Source organism: Brumicola pallidula DSM 14239 = ACAM 615 (assembly GCF_000428905.1).
GTDB lineage: Bacteria > Pseudomonadota > Gammaproteobacteria > Enterobacterales > Alteromonadaceae > Glaciecola > Glaciecola pallidula.
In genome coordinates this window covers 109,282-127,396 of record NZ_KE386816.1, presented here as the reverse complement: position 1 = coordinate 127,396, position 18,115 = coordinate 109,282, and the positions used below count along the sequence as shown (strand labels likewise).

The following is an 18,115-nucleotide window of genomic DNA, read 5'->3' as shown; positions in this document are numbered from 1 at the left end:
GAACGCATCATTTCTGTTCGCGTTGCCTTGTTGCTTGAAGGGTGGCTTTACTGCTAGCGCTAGTTTGTAAGCTTTAACTACTGCGATGTTACTATGAAAAATATTTAACTTACAAGACGGCATCTCCATGATACACCTATAGAATACTCGGCTGGATTTTCTTCATTAGCAAAAGGCAAGTTAATAGAATGTTCAACGAAGTTGAACGAAACAACCATACAATCCTCTATAAAACGAGTTTTTAGACACATTTATTACATTTTTTCTTTAAACATGGATTACACAATTACTGGACTGTTGACCATATCCTCATCCGCTAAGAAAAAAACGTTTACCACAAAATACTTTACAATGTTCATCGTCATTCTGCATTCACACCTAACCCCGCACGGTAAGATTCTGTCACGTTTTTCAATCTACCCTCATATAATTGATAAATGACATCCGCATTTAAAATCGTTTCTTGTCTATGTGCAATTACAATGCGTGTCATAGGTAGTTGCTGAATGGCTTTGTTCACATATTGTTCGAACTAGGTAAGTCAACCCGCACCGATGCGCTTTACGTTACCACATCTATGGAAGCCCTCAATGGAGCGCACTTTGCTAATAAAACCTTAATGGCTGGATTTACTACAGTGCGAGACCTTGGTGGCAACCCAGAAGCTATTTATGCATTGCGAGATGCAGTAGGCAAAAGATTGATACCAGGACCACGTATTTTCTCTGCGGGTAGTGCTCTATCTGCTACTGGAGGGCACGGTGATATTGACGGTGTCAAACCACAGTTACTAAAACTTTGGACGCCTGAAACAATCTGCGATAGTCCGTACGGGTGCAGAAAAGCCACTCGCAATGCAATTAAAATGGGCGCTGACTGAATTAAAATAACCGTCGCCAGCGCTGAATTACTCTCAGTGCAAGACAAGCTTGGTACACTAGAAAACGGCAAGCTTGCCGATATTATCGCCGTGTCTAACAATCCGTTAACAGATATCTCCAGCTTAAAGCAGGTAAACTTTGTCATGAAGGAAGGTGTTATTATGAAATTGGTGCTTTAGGTTTGTTTAAAATATGAGTTTCTAACCAAATTAACATTCGATGATCAATTTGCAGACGCTATGGTGAGCGCCCAAAGTGTCTGTTAGGTGTCGGCTAAGAAACATCGAAGGTCAGTAAATTTCAATTTTAGGAAACTATAAGCTAATTTAGTTAAGATATCTTTGTTACCAGAAGCGGTAAAAAGTAACGACTAAAAACAACTATTAATACTGAATGCCACTACTAAGGTTAGTTGGCATCAACGTTATTTTGATGAATATTGAGTCATCAAGTCCTTTATTTACTCTCTTTCATCATTAGCCAATCGATAAATGCCTCTAGTCAGTTTGCTAGTGACAAAATGGACGACAAATTTGACATCAAAGGGTTTCACAGTACCTTCCTGGGAAGCGGCTACGTCCCATCATCAATGCTTGATGGGATGATAAAAGACTGGATGAATAGTCGTACGTCAATCGAGTAATCAACGCAAAGTGTATTTAACCATATCGCCATCGGCCCAGATGTAATCCCATTGCCATTAAACATAACCGACCAATCATCAATATTCTTATTTAAAGGGGTGTTTGAAGTACTTCCTTCGTGGTGATTTCAGTCAATGGCAATGTGCTTAAAACTCATTTTTAGCATTTTCCTTCATTTCATAAAATTGACGCTAACGTCTGGCTTGGATTGTAAGTTCAAGTGGTCGATGAAGCCCTGTCTTAGGCTCACTTTTGGCACACTTTTGGCACAACGCGATCTAAAAAGTTATCGCTATCTGGGTTCTTTGAAGCAATCAACTATTGTACAAAGAATCGTACTATCGACGGCTGTTGTCGGTTGTTATTTTTAATCTGAGTTAAGAGGCGTTAATGCTTCCCCAAACATCATTGAATGTAGTGCACAAAACACTTTCTTCATCTAAATCAACTTAGTATTATTAATCAACTTAGTGTTATTGAACTGACCCTAGTCAATTTTTTCCCTACTTGCTGTCATCGGTCGTTGGGACAACGTTAGCATTTTTGTACTTATATCTTTTTCCTAGTCGAAGAAAAGATAAGTTCATTACCTTTTTTATTTCTGGTGTCGTCTTTATAATTTTGTTAATAGCAAGCGGATTATTAAGCTTATGGCTTATTGATGAGCTTAGTCTTATGATGTGTTTTATCTTCGCTGAACAAGAAATTTCAAAGTCTGCTAAAAAGTTATTATAACAAACGAATAATCCCAGATGACATTATCACCACTATTGAAAAACACCCTACTTCCGACAAAAACTTCAACGCCAATATACTCACCTCCCTCTATAAGTCGCAAAGTGCGAAGAACTAAATTGATCGTTGACCGTTATGCTACCATTGCAGACAACTGTAGGCTTATGCAGTCCAAAACCGTTAAAGGTCGCTTAATTTTACATTGCCGTTTTTGGCAGTACCGTGAGTCACTTTTAGACCGCCGTTAACGATTAAAGATAGTAAAATTCAAACGTGCGGTAATGTAGAAATTAATTATTTGACAGCTTTACTAATCTGACACACTCTTCAGGCAGCGGTGGGTTATTTGAACAGCCTAACTTGTCGCGCCAATTTGCGACGGCAAGTGAACCATATAAGGAATGGAGCAACAAATGAATAAGTATCAATCGTCGCGCAGAAGTTTCATATACCTAGGAGCTGTAATTGCAGCTGGGAGTACTTTACCTATTTTAGCTAGTGAGCCAACTTTACCGCCCACCGCTAAACAGGCTGAAGGTCCTTTTTTTCCAAAACATACTCAAATTGACAAAGATGCAGATATGACGAAGGTTGCCGATGGCGCTGGGCATGCGCTTGGAGAACCTTTGTTGGTTTCCGGTCGAATATTTGATACCAATGGCAATCCGGTAGCAAATGCAATTATAGATATATGGCAATCAGATAGTAATGGTCGGTACCTACACGAATATGCACCAGAATCATCCCCTTTAGATGAGAATTTTCAATATTGGGCTAAAATTAAATCAGGAGCTGACGGTAGTTACAGTGTTAAAACAATCAAACCAAATAAATACTCTGCTATGGGCGATTGGGTTAGACCTCCACACATACATTTTCGTGTAGCTAAAAAAGGCATGCGTGAATTAACCACACAAATGTATTTTGCTAACGAAGCGTTAAATGAACTAGACAAATTATATTTGGAAGTGCCAAAGAAGGCCCGTGCTAGCATTACTGTTGAAGTAAATGATGGCAAATCAAACTTTGATATCGTTTTAGCACTCGTTTAGACACTGCTCATTAATTTGCTTACTTTTTAAAGCAAACGTTAAACGATAGCGTGACGGCAATAAGTCGTCACTAACCGTTCCTCGCCGCCTCATTTATACGTTATTTTATACATGATTTTGCGATATTGCTTTAGTCGCTTGCATGCTTAAATTGAGCCTTAAACAAAACCTTATCGACTAGCAAGCTCAACGAGCCCGATCGTGTCACTGCATTGTTAACAACCTGTTTAGGGTTGGACGTCATTTGTTGCAGGCAAAGAATTATAGAATGATTTCAGACTGGGATGCTAAGGATGTGGTCTTAAAATAGTTACGTACCGACTCCTAATTAGAGTCCAATCGCCTCTGTTGCATAGATATGACATGTGTTTTATCCTTTCAACACTTTAAGCAGTTAATCAGGCTACATGACTATGAAGCGCGAACAACCAAAAGATAACTTTTGGGGTTTAACACCAATCTTATTTTTTATGATATTGGTGATAGCTAGCGGGGTATTAACACAAAACTTTTCTACAATGCCTATATTAGTCGCTCTTGTTATTGCCGCGGGTTTTGCGTTGGTCCTTAATCGCAAAGAGTCAAGATTATCTGTCGCCGAAAAGGTTGATATGTTTTGCAAAGGCGGGGGAGATAAAACCATCATTTTACTCGTAATGATTTTTTTGTTGGCCGGCGCTTTTTATTCAGTCACCATCGACATTGGTGCTCGTGACTCGACCGTAAATTGGGCATTGAATTACGTGCCAACCGTTTACTTATTACCCGGTTTGTTTGTCATTTCCTGTTTTATTGCCTTCGCCATGGGTACCTCCATGGGCACCATTACCGCCATTACACCCATTGGCGTTGGTTTAGCTGACAGTTTAGGAGTGCCTATCCCACTTGCCGTGGGTATTGTGATTGGTGGGGCAATGTTCGGTGATAACTTATCTTTTATTTCTGATACCACGATTGCTGCTACACGCACTCAAGGGGTGCAGTTAAGAGACAAGTTCAAGGCCAACCTGCTCATTGTTTTGCCTGCCGCCTTATTGACAACCATATTACTCTTGTTTGTGGATATTGACGGTAGCGCCATAATTGCACTTCAAGATTATGACTTATTGTTAATACTGCCTTATCTATTGATTATTGTCTGCGCACTATTAGGCATAAACGTTATAGGAGTGCTAGGAATTGGCATTGGCAGTGCCTGTATTGTGGGTTTATCGAAGGGCTTGTTTACCCTTCCTACTATGTTGCAAAGTCTACAAAAAGGCATGGGGTGGATGCAAGACTTGATGGCCATCGCATTAATACTGGGTGGTATAGTGGCATTAATGAAAGCCTATGGAGGTATTGCGTGGTTGGTCAGCAATATCACAAAGCGAATTAACAGCAAAAAGGGCTCTGAATATGGTGTTGCAGCTTTAGTCAGCACGTTGAATATCGCCATCTCAAACAACACCATAGCAATACTGACCGTAGGTCCAATAGCAAAAGAATTAGGCGTGCAATACCAACTGGATCCAAGACGCACGGCAAGTTTATTGGATATATTCTCCTGCGGAATTCAAGGCTTGGTGCCCTATGGCGGACAACTTCTTGCCGCTGCGACCCTTGCCGGTGTATCACCCTTGGCGTTAACACCCTATTGTTGGTATTCCATGTTAATTTTAGTTTTTGGTGTATTGGCCATTGCCACTGGTTTGCCCAAATTTAAAGACAAATCATTAGACGATTTCTGAGGTAGCACGGGGCTCACACTAAAACTTTTATCGGGGCCTCAAAAAAAGAGTTAATTCGCACCATTTGTGACTAAACCACCAGAAGGCATGGCCTTGCATAAAATCAACAAAGCGAAGCTAGCGCCATTCATCATTTGCACCTTATTATTAAACAATTATGAGCGATGAAAAAATGAACAAAAAGAATAAAACACATCGCTGTTCGATGCAACAGGGATCAATTCCGCTCGTAGTTAGGTGCAGACGAATTTTTATTAACGCTAGGTCTATTTTGTGCCCAATCATGAATAGCTTTTGCTACATACAGTGTATCGAACTTATCACTAGTTTCCACTCCCCAATATTCAATTTGATAAGAACTTGACTTGGAGCCTAAGGGACTCTTTATGGTTGAGAACCTACCGCCAGAAAACATTACTTTGCATTGCGTATGACAAGGTGGCTCTATGTCGTCAATTAAAGCAGTAGCGAAAACATCCCACTGTTTAACTTCTTTCTTGATCTGGCTTATCATTTTATCTTCTGAACCTTTAAAGATAAACGAAAGGGCTTTCTTCACCAGTAAAGCAATAATAATTGAGACTATTAGGCCACTTAACATAATCAACAATTCCATACTATTCCTATTCAATTCGATTTCTAAGTTCTTGACCAAAATAATCGGTAAACTTGCTAGACACTTTTAGTTTCCACCTCGCCTACCCTAATTTGCTCAAACAGTCACTTTTTATGAATAAACACAATCGCTGCTTACTATAGTCCTAAGAGACACTCACTTTTGATGGAAACAACTCAATTAATTTAGAAGATAAAATACAGGCGTCCTTTAGCTCTAATTCAATCTTAGGAAAGTCTAGGATAAAATCAGCTTGTTGCTTACTCTTTTCTTTAAGCCTGTCAGGTTGTTTGTTTGAGTCATTTGTTTCTTCGGTCACAGACACTGAAGACTCGGTCGTGCTTTTGAACGGATTTTGCTTTTCTTTTGGGTATGGGAAAGCGAGAATTTTATCCCCATCAAGAATTTGTGGTTCCTTAGGTGCCCACGCATTCAAGCGAGAGCTTGGAAGCTCGCAATTAAATGGATAATTACCACTCCAATCCTTAATATTTTCCATCTGCAACAAAAGCGCTCTATCTACAGTGGTGCTTTTTTGCTTAATGACCTCTAATGAGGTCTTTTTATCAAGTTTTATTAACCCTTCGTAAGTGGCAGAACCAATGGACACAAACTTTCTATTTGACAGTGAACCTATTAGGTACTTGGTTGCTTTCCTATGAAAAACTAGCCCTAGGTCTTTTTTTTCAACTGCGTAATTAATATCCGCAATTGATATTTGAAATAGCGTGTCCAGTTCATTCAGGTTGTAGTACTTTTTATCTAGCATTTTTTACAAATATCCATGTCTATTGGTTTATTTATTACTGTTGGATTACGTTGAAGATGAGTCAACTTAAAGGAAAGTTTTTGAAGCAAAGCTTCTTAACATTTACGTGTTCTGCTCACTAATTGTAGGTCATCGCAAAGCCGCCCATAAGACTTACTCTTTGCAATTGATCCGTTGTGGGTCATTTTACTTTGCACTTAAGCTCACTGCAAGTATTGGGCGAGATCTTCCCATTTTATATTTAACTGTGTCAAAGCCAGTTTGCGCTTTTCAGCACATTTAACAACCGTAGGCATGTCGCCATGACGAACCTCGGACTCGTAAAAAAAGCACGCAAGCTGTATACAGAATGCGTGCTTTACTACCGATATAACCTAGCGAATTAAATTACCGACAGGGTCACTTCAATGTTGCCACGAGTCGCATTTGAGTAAGGACATACTTGGTGAGCTTTTTCTACCATTGCCATTGCCTCGTCTTTATCCATATCACCTAATGACACAGCTAGCTTAACCGCAATACCAAAACCACCTTCGATGGCACCAATAGACACTTCTGAATCAATGCGGGTATCACTAGGTAAACTGCGTTTTTCTTGCCCAGCAACAACCTTAAGTGCGCCAATAAAACAAGCCGCATAGCCTGCCGCAAATAATTGCTCCGGGTTAGTACCTTGACCGTCGTCGCCACCCAGCCCTTTAGGAGTGGATAATGTCAAGTCTAGGCGGCCGTCGTCAGACTTTGCTGCGCCTTCACGACCACCGGTTGCTGTTGCTTTTGCTGTGTACGCTACGTTTTTTAATACATTCATATAAAATTCCAAATCAGTTATTATTTAGTTTGTACGCAAAACAATATACGAAAAAAATACTGATTGCAAATACTTTGCATGCAAATTAACATATCAACTAAAGGAGTAAGTATGTCGTTTAATCAATTAAAACTCACGAACCAGTTGTGCCACCGTTTGTATATGGCGTCAAACAGCATTGTTCGTGCCTATCGTGAACTATTACATGCTCTCAACATAACTTATCCACAATATGTCGTGATGATGGCACTGTGGGAGCAAGACAAAATTACGATTGCAGAGCTGCTGGAAAAAACGGCAATCGATGGCGGTGCTATGACTCAAATTTTAAAGAAAATGGTCGACAAATGCTTACTAGAAATAGTCAAGGACCACCAAGATAAGCGTAAACGGCTTGTGCAACTAACAAAACAGGGACAAGCCTTAAAGCTAAAAGCGGTCGATATTCCAAATGAGATCGGCTGCAAGTTTGAAAGTATCAACAGCGAGCAAGCAGATCAACTGATGCGATTACTCGATTTAGTCATTAGTGATTTACGCGTTTAGAAGGCGTTCACATCCAAGAACGCTTGTCGATAACGAGTTGATCTAGGATGCAATTTATTATGTTTGTAACTTCTGATGCCGGCATATAGGGAACAAGCTTTGCACCTGAAGCCAACACGACTTTTAAGCTTGCCAATTGATAGGGACGAATGAATATACTTTGTTTAAATTGAGCTTGCTGTACTTTATACATTGGAAAACAATAATAATTAACACCAAAAAAACCTCTCCTAATGTAAAAATACTCGTTGTCATAACTGTAGCCCCAGCGCTTCCATCGTATGACCAATATGGCACCGATGAGTGCAAATGCAGAACAAGCCGCAATCGTAGCAACATAGAGCTCGTTTCTAACTATCATGGCAAAAAGCAATCCGCCAATTGGCAGCGCAATAAATAACAAACCACGCAATATATAACGTTTAGAAATTGGCTTAAATACCTGTTCGGCTAAAGTTTGCGAGGGCATCGCGTCTTTCATTAATGCCAAGGACTCATCAATGGTGACAGATGGAACAAGCAGCTTATTGGACATTTGCCCATCTGACTTATTCGCATTGGCAACCCCAGAAGTATTCTGTTCAAAGGACAAGTTAACTCTACCAAGTAATACATCAAGCCAGTCTTGTGCTTGCACCATTATTTGAATACGACTGAGCTTCATACTCACTTCATGCTTAGTTAGCAAACCTGAGCGACGAATATAGCGATCCTTAGTTTTACTCAATGTGTATTTGTAAAACATCAAAATAGCGCCTACCACTGAGAACGAAACGACGACTAGCATGATTAGCATAGCAACCGACAAAACATGTAGGCCGAACTCCCACCAAGCTTGGGTTTCTATACTAAAATACGCCTCAACATCAAAACCTATCGACTCAAAAATTTGAGACAAAAAGTCAGATATAGAACCATAAAAAGGTGCTAGGGCACCCAAAAAAATCCAGATACGATTATTCGTTAAGCCATGAATAACTAAATCACGCATACTTCGGTGGTTTAAAATCACTTCATTTGAAGCAGCACCGACGTCAGCAGAAGCAATAGAAGAAGAAGCATCATCGCTTTTTGATTCAGTCGCAGTCTCTAGAATCTTTATACGAAATTGTTTCGCTAAATCAGTTTTTAGCGCCACAATTTTAGCTTCTTGTTTTGCACTACCTGCGGTATCTAGCTCGATGCAAGAATAATCATTGATGCGGTAATAAAGCGGTTGCGACAACTTAACATTCTGAATTCGAGCAAAGGGCAAATCAATATGCGACTTCTTGAAAATCCCTTGTTTAATTTCTATTCTGTCATCACCTACTCTAAATCGATAAAACCAGTAGTTAAGGACACCCATCACAATGAATATGATTAAAATACAGGCCGCCACAACAACAATGATAAGCGGTTGTTCTTTTATCTTATTAAAGTTTATGGCTAGAACGGGTATTAAGTAAAAAAACGTGGTCGCAAAATCAAAAATCGAGCGCACAGCAAAGTAAACAATGCTGATGGGCGACAGTTTGGTCCATTCTCCGTTTTGAAGTTCAGCAACTTGCTGGCTATCCTCATTACCCTGAGAAAAGTCACTATTATCCATTTTGACTAACATCCTTGTGGTTCAAAATAAATTGACGCAGTTCAATCGCTTTCTCATAGACCAAGCCGGGGATTTCAAACGCGTGATTAGCGCCACCTGCACTGTATACCTGCAAAGTAGCTAAACCGGCACTGCGCTCTATGGGACCGCGTTCAATTTCAATATGTTGAATACGCATAATTGGCTGGCTAACAGTGCTAAAAAAGAGTAAACCCGATTGAAAATGCACGTCAAACTCGCGGATTGCATATTTCTTTTTGCGGTCAGCGAAGTAGCTATATAAAACAGACCACAAGGTTAAAAATGTAATACCCATAACCGCAATATAATAGTAATCGAGATATTTTTGTGGCATTGATACCAATGGCTGAATTGCCAACAATAGAATAATTACCACAATTACAAAGCCAACAATTAAGGATACAATAATATTCAAACTGCGATACTTAGGTGACAAGGAGTGCAATACCAAATCTTCAACTTTGCATGTTCCTGACAGTTCAACTTGTTGATTTGAGATAAGTTCAATACTCATTTTTTATCCTTTATTGACTTCATTTACAGGCAAACCTAATGTTGCGTTGCAAGTGTAATTGAATTCTTTGATTTGTTTAATTGTCGCTGTTGCCATTATTAACTATATGCAACATTTAGTCATTTATTACCCTAAATTAGCCTGTAAACAAGTAATTCTGGTGTTTATCTATACCCTTGCATATGAAGACATACGTTCAAACTCAAGCTAGGACTGTTAAATCTACATCGCATCTTTATAATATTGCATATGATATTTAAAACGATACGCTCAACCCTAACGGCCTTCAATAGTTTAACTATTGCGGTATTGTGTGCAGCGGTCTTAAGTATTTCAGTTTTCGTACATGAAGACCTCTACAGTGAAGCGGTAACCAATAACCTTGATGGTTTGTCTAATAACATGGCATATGATTTATCTTCTATATTGAGTGCCCCTGAGATAGATGTAGCATCAATTTCTGCTCTGTTACTGCGCTTAGAAGAATACGAAAATGTAAAATTCGCTGCCGTATTCGATCAAGACTACAACCAGCTTGATCTCTACGCAGGTAAATCATTACAAGCAGACGACAAGCGTCATCTAAATACTTACCAAGAACAACTAGACAAAATGCAACTGGGTATGTCGATAAAAAATGGCAGACTATTTTCTTTTAAATCTATTGGTGAGAAAGCCTTTCTAAATGGCTATTTATTGATAGTAAATGACTTACAAAAGCCGCTAAATCGGAGCAAACTCTCTCTCCTATTAAAAGTACTACCCTTAACATTTGTGATTATTGGCATTGGTATCGCACTGTCATTGTGGCTTAACCGCAAAATGTTATTACCCTTCCAAAAGCTCGCGCGCCTAGCTCATCAAATCAAAGAAACTAATGACTACAGTATCGATATTAATGTTGAGGGTAAGCAAGAAGTGGTCGATTTGAGTGATAAAATTAGTAGCATGATGGACACTATTCATTCGGAAGAGATCAAAAACAAACAATACACAGACCAACTGATGCAACAGCGTAAAGATATGGAAAGGCTTGCTAATTTCGATAGTTTAACTGGTTTGCCAAATCGCCAATTTTTCATGGAAACCCTGCGAAAGTCGTTAAGCACTGCGGAGCATGAACTCGATGATATGGTGCTGATGTACTTCGACCTCGATGGTTTTAAAGGCGTTAATGATGCGCACGGCCACGAAGTGGGTGACAAACTGCTGATTGAAGCAAGTAAACGTGCACAACGATTTTTGCGCCACGGCGACCTCATTGCTCGTCTTGGTGGTGATGAATTCCTTATTTTACTGTACAACGATCCAAATGAATTTGTGGTGATGGATATAGCTGAGCGTATCATTAGAGAAATCAGTAAACCATTTGATATAAACGATTGGGAAATACTGATCAGTGTCAGCATTGGTATTGCTAAAGCGACTGATGCTAATTATAACCTAAGCGATTTTGTGAGCAACGCAGACGTTGCCATGTACAAATCGAAAGTGGAAGGCAAGAATAAACACACTATTTTTATCCCTGCAATGATGGAAGACAATAAGCGGCGACTTCTGTTAGCGAATAGTATTACACCAGGCTTGAAAAACAATGAATTCCAAGTTTACTACCAACCAAAAGTAAACGCGGATGAGCACATTGTTGGATTCGAAGCACTGCTGCGTTGGCATAGTCCTGAATTGGGGAATGTGTCGCCAGGTGAGTTCATTATTATTGCAGAACAAAGCGGAAAGATAAATCAAATTACCGAGTGGCTTTTAAAAGAAGTAATGTACGATTACGCTAGCATACTCGCACATTTTGGCGAAAACACAGTGGTTTCAGTTAATTTGTCTGCACATGATTTAAAAAACACAAAAATATTAGAACTGATCACTGCACTTTATGACCGCTATTTTATTAATCCTAAATGCATTGAATATGAAGTTACTGAATCGACCTATCTTGAAAACTTCGACATGGCGAATGAGTGCTTTGAAAATATTAGAAGTCTCGGTTCATCAATTGCACTTGACGACTTTGGCACCGGCTATTCGTCACTCAGTTACTTAACGCAGATCAAGCTGAATACACTCAAAATTGACAAACAATTTGTAGACAATTTAGGCATATCCCAACGCAGTACGTTGGTCACTAAAACTGTCATTGAAATGGCGAAACAGCTTAACCTGAACATTTGTGCCGAAGGCGTCGAAACTCGGCAACAAATGGCATTTTTGGTAGCGCATGGTTGTCATCAATTGCAAGGTTACTTATTTGGAAAACCCACTGATTTAGCAACGTTATTAGCGACACCATATAAGAGAGAAAACAAGTAGAAACGCACCCTCACAATGTAAATTCCCGAAAACTCAAGTGCAGACGCTGCACTCTGAATGGAACCCGAAACTCGGTTGAGTAAGTCTTGTTCCAAAAGGGTAATAATTATTTGGCTTGCGCGGTTAATGCAGCGGTTACTTAAACTTAATTGAACGCAAGCACAAATTTATGCACAAAAGCGTCTTTTTATCTATGGCGAAACATAACTATTCATACCTAGTTATAATGCATTACTCTAAAGTCACTAAGCAATTTGGTATTCTGTGGGACTGGTATAATCTCAAAGAAACAGCATGCTACGCAGAATCAGACAAACCAGTCGTCGAATGTTTATCGCATTTGTCGCGTTGATTATTAGTCAAAGTCTATTTGCTAAGTCATTAGTCGTGAGCATTGTCGATAGAAACGGCACTGCCGTCCCGAATGCGGTTATTTCATTTCCACAAATTAAAGCAACCACCCAAGCAAATATGGCCATAATGGACCAAGTAAATAAACAATTTGCACCTCGCGTTTTAATCATTCAAAAAAATCAAATGGTAGATTTTCCGAATAGTGATGATATACGACATCATGTATATAGTTTTTCACGACCTAAGCAGTTTGAAATCAAATTATTTAGTGACAGTGAAGCGCAACCTGTTGCTTTTGAAAATCCAGGTATTGTTGCACTCGGCTGTAACATTCACGACAACAAGATTGGCTATATTTATGTAAATGATGGCGAATTGACAGCAATGACCGATAACAAGGGAGACGCTTTTGTCGCACTACCAAAAAATGCAAGTACTGCTGATACTGTTGAGATCAATATTTGGCATTCTCAACTATCGCCTTTGCAAACAGACCGAGTAATCATGCAATTACCTATCAACATTGAGAACCAACGCATAACGCTGTCATTTAGCTTGGATATTGAAACACCAGAAATTGAAACTGGGTTTAGGAAAAAATTTGGTGACTAACTAGATAATGCAGCAATCTTTAAATCAACGCATCAACAATCTCATCATCGGGGTCGTCGTTCTAACGACCGTTGTACTGGTATTGTTTGTTTGGAAATCAACGAGCAATCAAGCAGAGTCACGACTGACAAATGACTTAGCCGTTGCGCGTAATGTATTGACCCAAGTCCTACAAAATCGAGATGAACAATTAACGAGTTCAGTCACCGTATTAACTAACGACTTTGGTTTTAAGGATGCGGTTGCAAGTAGAGATAAGGGAACCATTGACAGTGCCCTTGCAAATCAAGGTGAACGCATAAATGCCGATCTTATGGCCTTGTTCTCGCTCGATGCGACAACAATCACCAGTGTGCCAGAACTGATAACCGCACAGACCCCTTTTATCTACCCTGAACTCATCGATTCAGCACAATTAAATGGCAACTCCACTTCAATATTATCTCTGGACAATAAACTCTACCAAGTGCTGTTTTCGAATGTTAAAGCACCGCGCTCAATTGCAGTGGCTTTAATGGGTTTTGAGATTGACCAAGCACTTGTCGAACAACTGAAACAAATTACGCAGCTTGAAACGACTATTATTGTCTATATCGACGGCAAGGACGCTTACCGAATAAGCACATTAAATCCAGACCAATATAGCCAGAATATTCAAATTGAAAACACGGATGCATTGTTTTTACCGCTTTTAGCCTACTCTTCAGAGAGTAAACTTATTTCAACCTCTTTTAATTTGCTCGAAAAAGAGCGTTTAAAAATAGACATTATGTTGGGTAGTGATGTTAAAACGGTTTTTGCTGATTTTATTTCACTGCAAACGGACATTGGCCTAATTGCCGTTATTGCAGTGATTATCGCCATATTCTTAGGCGCATTATTTTCCAAGAAATTGGTTAAACCCATACAATCACTGACCATCCATGCAAAGAATATTTCAGCCGGTATCTACGATGAAAAAATCAATGTTGATTGGCATTCATCTGAACTGAGTATGCTCTCTCACGCATTTGATACTATGCAAGATAATGTTAAAGATAGGGAACAAAAAGTTATCTATCAGGCGCAACACGATGTGCTAACAACGCTATACAATCGCAATCATGCAGAGACACTCTTAAGCAAAAAATTCAACCGCAAAGAGAGCTTCCAAGCTATTGGTATCAACATATTTGGATTCAGAGGCGTTAATGATACTTTTGGTTATCATAATGGCGATCTTTGTTTGCAAGAATTGGCCCAACGAGTGATTAATTTGGGCGGACTATCGGCGCGTTTGACCGGCGGCGAACTGCTTTGGGTCCCGGACCATATATTGACTGAAGAGGAGCTTATACAATTAAAAAGCCAATTGGATGGCAATGTTATTAGTGGTGATTTAAGTATTCCTATGACGGTTGCTATCGGCGTTATCGATTGTCCATTAGAGACGCACTCGCCAAGTGAATTATTTAGACGTATGAACATCGTTATTGATGAAGCTCAAATAACTCGCCGGTTTATTTTACATTTCAGCGCCGAGTTAGAAGAAAAGTATATCCGACGCTTATCCATTATTACTGAATTAAAAAAAGAACTGTCCAATACTCAGGGTGAATTGGCACTGTTTTATCAACCCAAGTTAAACTTGACACATAAAAAAGTAACCGCTGTTGAAGCGCTAATTAGATGGAATAACGCCAAACTTGGGTTTGTGTCACCGGAGGACTTTATTGAGGTGGCAGAGCACGCTGGGTTCATTGGTGAAATTACAGCGTGGGTATATCAGCAAGCTATTCAGGATATCCATAGCTTCAGAGCGCAAGGCATTGAAGTAACAGTAGCGATTAATATTTCAGCCCAGGATGTGATGAATCCTGAGTTGTTGCCAACCATAATATCGCTGCTGCACGCATATGACTTACCCACTTGCGTATTATCGTTTGAAATGACAGAGGGTCACCTTGTTAAAGATTTAGGTAAAGCAGTTCAACAGCTTTCTCTTATGCGCGACGCCGGATTTAAAATTGCCATTGATGACTTTGGAACCGGCTATTCATCATTATCCTATTTAAGCCGATTACCTGCGGATATTTTAAAAATAGATAAGAGTTTTGTTTTGAAATTAAATGAATTAACTTCTGATCAAAATATCGTCAAAAGTGTGATACAACTCGGCCATCAATTCAATATGGAAATAGTAGCAGAAGGCGTTGAAAATCAAGAATCGCTTAATCTACTAATCGATTATGGTTGTGAGTGGGCACAGGGTTACCATATTTGTCGCCCAATTAATGCCGCTAGCTTTGTGCAATGGTTCCAAGAATACCAATATTAACGTCCCTTTTTTACGAGAATTCAGTCTTGAGATACTTATGACATATCAACATCTATTTTATTCGCTAAGTTTACTATTCGCACTTTGCATCACAACGACGGTGTATGCCAAAGACGGTAAATGGCTAGCAACAGCTGGACTTAGCCAAATAGAAGGAGCTGGAGGCGGTAGTATCGTCCCCTGGGCAACGCTCACCGGTTACGACAGTCAAGATCAAATATAAGTCTCTGTGGGATTATCACAAGTCGATTTAAAGGACTATAGGTTGAATGTACATGCCCTCAGTGCCTCGTTCTACGATAAGTTTGAGCTGAGTCTCGGGCACCAGCGTTTTGATTTGAAAACGCTTGGTGGCGACATCAAAATGAATATTGTCGGTGCAAAGTACAAATTATATGGTGATGTCGTTTATTCGCTATTCCCGCAAATAAGTATTGGCCTTCAATACAAGACCCTAGAAGACACTGCAATTGCTAATGCCTTGGGCGCTAAACGTACATCAGGCACTGACATTTATTTCGCAGCAAGCAAGATACATTTAGGCGCTATTGCTGGTTACAACCCCGTCTGGAATGCAACAGTAAGAGCCACTAAAGCAAATGAATTAGGCTTACCTATTTTTAACACTGTGCTTTTTGACTGGTTGTGCCACGTCGACTGCTACCTCTCAAAGTTTGTACCAAGCACTAGGCGGCAAATCAAAAATTGAAGAAATAGTTGATAATTATATCAATGAAATAGCTTTTGACGAACGTACTTATGCCTTTTTCAAAGACAGCAATATGCAGCGCGTAAAAGAAAAACTATCCGAGCAATTATGTGTAATGGCCCAAGGACCTTGCACTTACAGCGGTGATAGTATGGAGCAGGTTCATTCTGGTATGAATATAACCGAGGCCGACTTCAATCATGGTGTCGATTTATTCATTAATGCGATGAATAAAGCAGACATTCCATATATGCTGCAAAACAGATTACTCAAAGCAGTGGCGAAAACCAGAGACCAAATGATTTACCGTTAGAGAAAAATACGTTCTGGTGTTTACTACCCCTAGCCCAATAAATTCAAAGCAATCTTATTGCGTAGTCTATTCGTATATGCTGCAATATTGATCGTTTTTTTGTACTTGTACGGAGTCATGATGCCGCACCTTGTTTTTCATCCCATTTATAGTCAACTCGACTTACCCATTCGGCATCGTTTTCCCATTCAAAAGTATCAAGGCATTAAAGATGCGTTGCTACTAGAGAACGTTTCTAGGGACTGTTTTTATGAGCCAATCCCTCTCAACATTAATGCCATATCACGTATCTACGACCCCCTTTATATTGAGCAACTGTGTTCGGGTGAACTTGATCCAAAGGCCATGCGACGCATTGGTTTCCCATGGTCCAAGCAACTTATTGAACGCACACTGACGGCGGCCGCTGGCACCGTGCTCACGTCATCATTGGCGTTAGAGCATGGCAAGGCACTAAACCTAACTGGTGGCTACCATCATGCTTTTGCTAACTTTGGTTCGGGCTTTTGTATGGTCAATGATTTATACCTTGCTGCACTTAATATGCTGCAATCAAAAAATATTGATAAAGTTTTAGTGTTTGATTGTGATGTTCATCAAGGCGATGGGACAGCCAAATTAGCCGCTAACAACAATGCCGTTTATACCGTTTCAATTCATGGTGAAAAAAACTTCCCCCATCGCAAACAAATATCCGATTTAGACTTTGGCTTAGCAAAAGGCACCGGTGATGACGAATTTTTAGCCACCGTTGAACAAGCTTGGCAAATGGCAATAACCTACTTTCAACCCGATGCCGTTATTTACGATGCCGGAGTTGATGTGCACATTGATGACGATCTTGGGCACTTAAATATAACTACCGAAGGTGTGTTAGCGCGCGACCAGTTTGTTTTTGCACAATGTGAAAAACTAGGTCTTCCCATTGCAGCCGTCATTGGCGGAGGTTACCAGCGTGATATTGATGCACTAGTGAACGTTCATATGCAGTTATTTAAAGCTGCTGGGGTTTTTTAATCCTGCATTAAAGTAGTAATCAGTATACCGAAACCAGAGACGTACTGGCCAAATGCAGAGCAACTAAAGACATTCTCGCAGCAACGAATTCGCGTTGAAGTAATAGTTCGCGGCGCAGCTCATGTATTGAACCTAGTAAACGCTCGTTTTTGGTCTCCATCAGTTCATCTTCTAATGCCTGAATTTGTTCGGAGTAAGTTTCAAGCATCGGAAAACCAAAATCAATAACTGTGTCAACAAGCGCATACATGCCCATCTTGTTTTACTGGCAGGTTCAGAATAAGAAAAATTTGTTCGTCATCATAAAGGTTGATGTTAAAACGGGATTCTCATTCGTCTTCAACATGCCTATTTTAGTACCTGGTTTGTGATATTTTTTATTAAATAGCTTCACTGCTAGTTCTTTGCCTGATGATGTAAATCAGATGTGCTAGTGCTTATTGCTAAACCATTAAAACCACAATCAGCCCAAAACCTCAATTCGCCATACAAGCGATTCACTACAATTTATAAATACTAATATACACAATTACGGCTAAGCATCCTTAAATATAAGCAATA

Annotated in this window: 17 protein-coding genes and 1 pseudogene; 11 read left to right on the top strand and 7 right to left on the bottom strand. The window is 39.7% G+C overall.

Annotated features, from left to right (window positions below; translation table 11 throughout):
- Nucleotides 1-361: 361 nt before the first annotated feature.
- Nucleotides 362-493 (bottom strand): ATPase, encoded by a 132-nt coding sequence (locus tag G399_RS0116760; RefSeq protein WP_148277362.1) that lies wholly within the window; start codon nt 491-493, stop codon nt 362-364.
- Between the two features lie 30 nt (nt 494-523).
- On the opposite strand from G399_RS0116760, the gene G399_RS0116755 reads away from it, so the two are divergent.
- The 4 genes from G399_RS0116755 (at nt 524) to G399_RS0116740 (ending at nt 5,042) form a co-directional block, all read left to right on the top strand.
- The gene (locus G399_RS0116755) at nt 524-880 is read left to right on the top strand and encodes an amidohydrolase family protein (protein ID WP_026843826.1); all 357 of its coding nucleotides are present in this window, start codon (nt 524-526) and stop codon (nt 878-880) included.
- A complete protein-coding gene (locus G399_RS23020; RefSeq protein ID WP_148277364.1) occupies nt 881-1,060 on the top strand; it encodes an amidohydrolase family protein in 180 nt (59 codons plus the stop codon).
- Between the two features lie 1,613 nt (nt 1,061-2,673).
- Complete coding sequence (locus tag G399_RS20970) at nt 2,674-3,312, top strand: dioxygenase family protein (RefSeq protein ID WP_006009591.1); 639 nt, start codon at nt 2,674-2,676, stop codon at nt 3,310-3,312.
- A 413-nt stretch (nt 3,313-3,725) separates the two neighbouring features.
- Nucleotides 3,726-5,042, top strand: coding sequence for a Na+/H+ antiporter NhaC family protein (locus G399_RS0116740; protein ID WP_006009589.1), 1,317 nt, complete (start codon nt 3,726-3,728; stop codon nt 5,040-5,042).
- A 217-nt stretch (nt 5,043-5,259) separates the two neighbouring features.
- Here G399_RS0116740 and G399_RS0116730 read toward each other — a convergent pair whose 3' ends face one another.
- From G399_RS0116730 to G399_RS0116720, 3 genes are all read right to left on the bottom strand, one after another.
- Entirely contained in the window at nt 5,260-5,658 is a 399-nt protein-coding gene (locus tag G399_RS0116730) for a hypothetical protein (RefSeq protein WP_006009588.1), read from the bottom strand.
- A 145-nt stretch (nt 5,659-5,803) separates the two neighbouring features.
- Nucleotides 5,804-6,427 (bottom strand): hypothetical protein, encoded by a 624-nt coding sequence (locus tag G399_RS0116725; protein ID WP_006009587.1) that lies wholly within the window; start codon nt 6,425-6,427, stop codon nt 5,804-5,806.
- A gap of 382 nt (nt 6,428-6,809) precedes the next feature.
- Nucleotides 6,810-7,238 (bottom strand): organic hydroperoxide resistance protein, encoded by a 429-nt coding sequence (locus G399_RS0116720; protein WP_006009585.1) that lies wholly within the window; start codon nt 7,236-7,238, stop codon nt 6,810-6,812.
- Nucleotides 7,239-7,349: 111 nt separating this feature from the next.
- On the opposite strand from G399_RS0116720, the gene G399_RS0116715 reads away from it, so the two are divergent.
- Nucleotides 7,350-7,784 (top strand): MarR family winged helix-turn-helix transcriptional regulator, encoded by a 435-nt coding sequence (locus tag G399_RS0116715; RefSeq protein WP_006009584.1) that lies wholly within the window; start codon nt 7,350-7,352, stop codon nt 7,782-7,784.
- Between the two features lie 7 nt (nt 7,785-7,791).
- Here the strand turns inward: G399_RS0116715 and G399_RS0116710 are convergent, their stop codons facing one another.
- Complete coding sequence (locus G399_RS0116710) at nt 7,792-9,375, bottom strand: PH domain-containing protein (RefSeq protein ID WP_006009583.1); 1,584 nt, start codon at nt 9,373-9,375, stop codon at nt 7,792-7,794.
- Nucleotides 9,368-9,910, bottom strand: coding sequence for a PH domain-containing protein (locus G399_RS0116705; RefSeq protein WP_006009582.1), 543 nt, complete (start codon nt 9,908-9,910; stop codon nt 9,368-9,370). The genes G399_RS0116710 and G399_RS0116705 overlap by 8 nt, the downstream gene beginning before the upstream one ends.
- Nucleotides 9,911-10,159: 249 nt before the next feature.
- On the opposite strand from G399_RS0116705, the gene G399_RS0116700 reads away from it, so the two are divergent.
- From G399_RS0116700 to G399_RS0116675, 6 genes and pseudogenes are all read left to right on the top strand, one after another.
- Nucleotides 10,160-12,232, top strand: coding sequence for a putative bifunctional diguanylate cyclase/phosphodiesterase (locus tag G399_RS0116700; RefSeq protein ID WP_006009580.1), 2,073 nt, complete (start codon nt 10,160-10,162; stop codon nt 12,230-12,232).
- Between the two features lie 294 nt (nt 12,233-12,526).
- On the top strand, nt 12,527-13,198 hold the full coding sequence (locus G399_RS0116695; protein ID WP_026843825.1) for a cupredoxin domain-containing protein: 672 nt from the start codon (nt 12,527-12,529) through the stop codon (nt 13,196-13,198).
- Between the two features lie 7 nt (nt 13,199-13,205).
- Nucleotides 13,206-15,515, top strand: coding sequence for a bifunctional diguanylate cyclase/phosphodiesterase (locus G399_RS0116690; RefSeq protein WP_006009578.1), 2,310 nt, complete (start codon nt 13,206-13,208; stop codon nt 15,513-15,515).
- A gap of 37 nt (nt 15,516-15,552) precedes the next feature.
- A pseudogene (locus G399_RS21375) lies at nt 15,553-16,128 on the top strand (DUF3034 family protein); the annotation flags it as partial.
- A 22-nt stretch (nt 16,129-16,150) separates the two neighbouring features.
- Complete coding sequence (locus G399_RS0116680; RefSeq protein ID WP_342340265.1) at nt 16,151-16,537, top strand: group I truncated hemoglobin; 387 nt, start codon at nt 16,151-16,153, stop codon at nt 16,535-16,537.
- 120 nt (nt 16,538-16,657) lie between these two features.
- Nucleotides 16,658-17,554 carry a histone deacetylase family protein gene (locus tag G399_RS0116675; protein WP_006009576.1) on the top strand — a complete coding sequence of 299 codons (897 nt, stop codon included), beginning with the start codon at nt 16,658-16,660 and terminating at the stop codon, nt 17,552-17,554.
- 19 nt (nt 17,555-17,573) lie between these two features.
- On the opposite strand, the gene G399_RS0116670 is transcribed toward G399_RS0116675, so the two are convergent.
- Nucleotides 17,574-17,804, bottom strand: a complete 231-nt coding sequence (locus tag G399_RS0116670) for a hypothetical protein (protein WP_006009575.1) — start codon at nt 17,802-17,804, stop codon at nt 17,574-17,576.
- Nucleotides 17,805-18,115 lie beyond the last annotated feature (311 nt).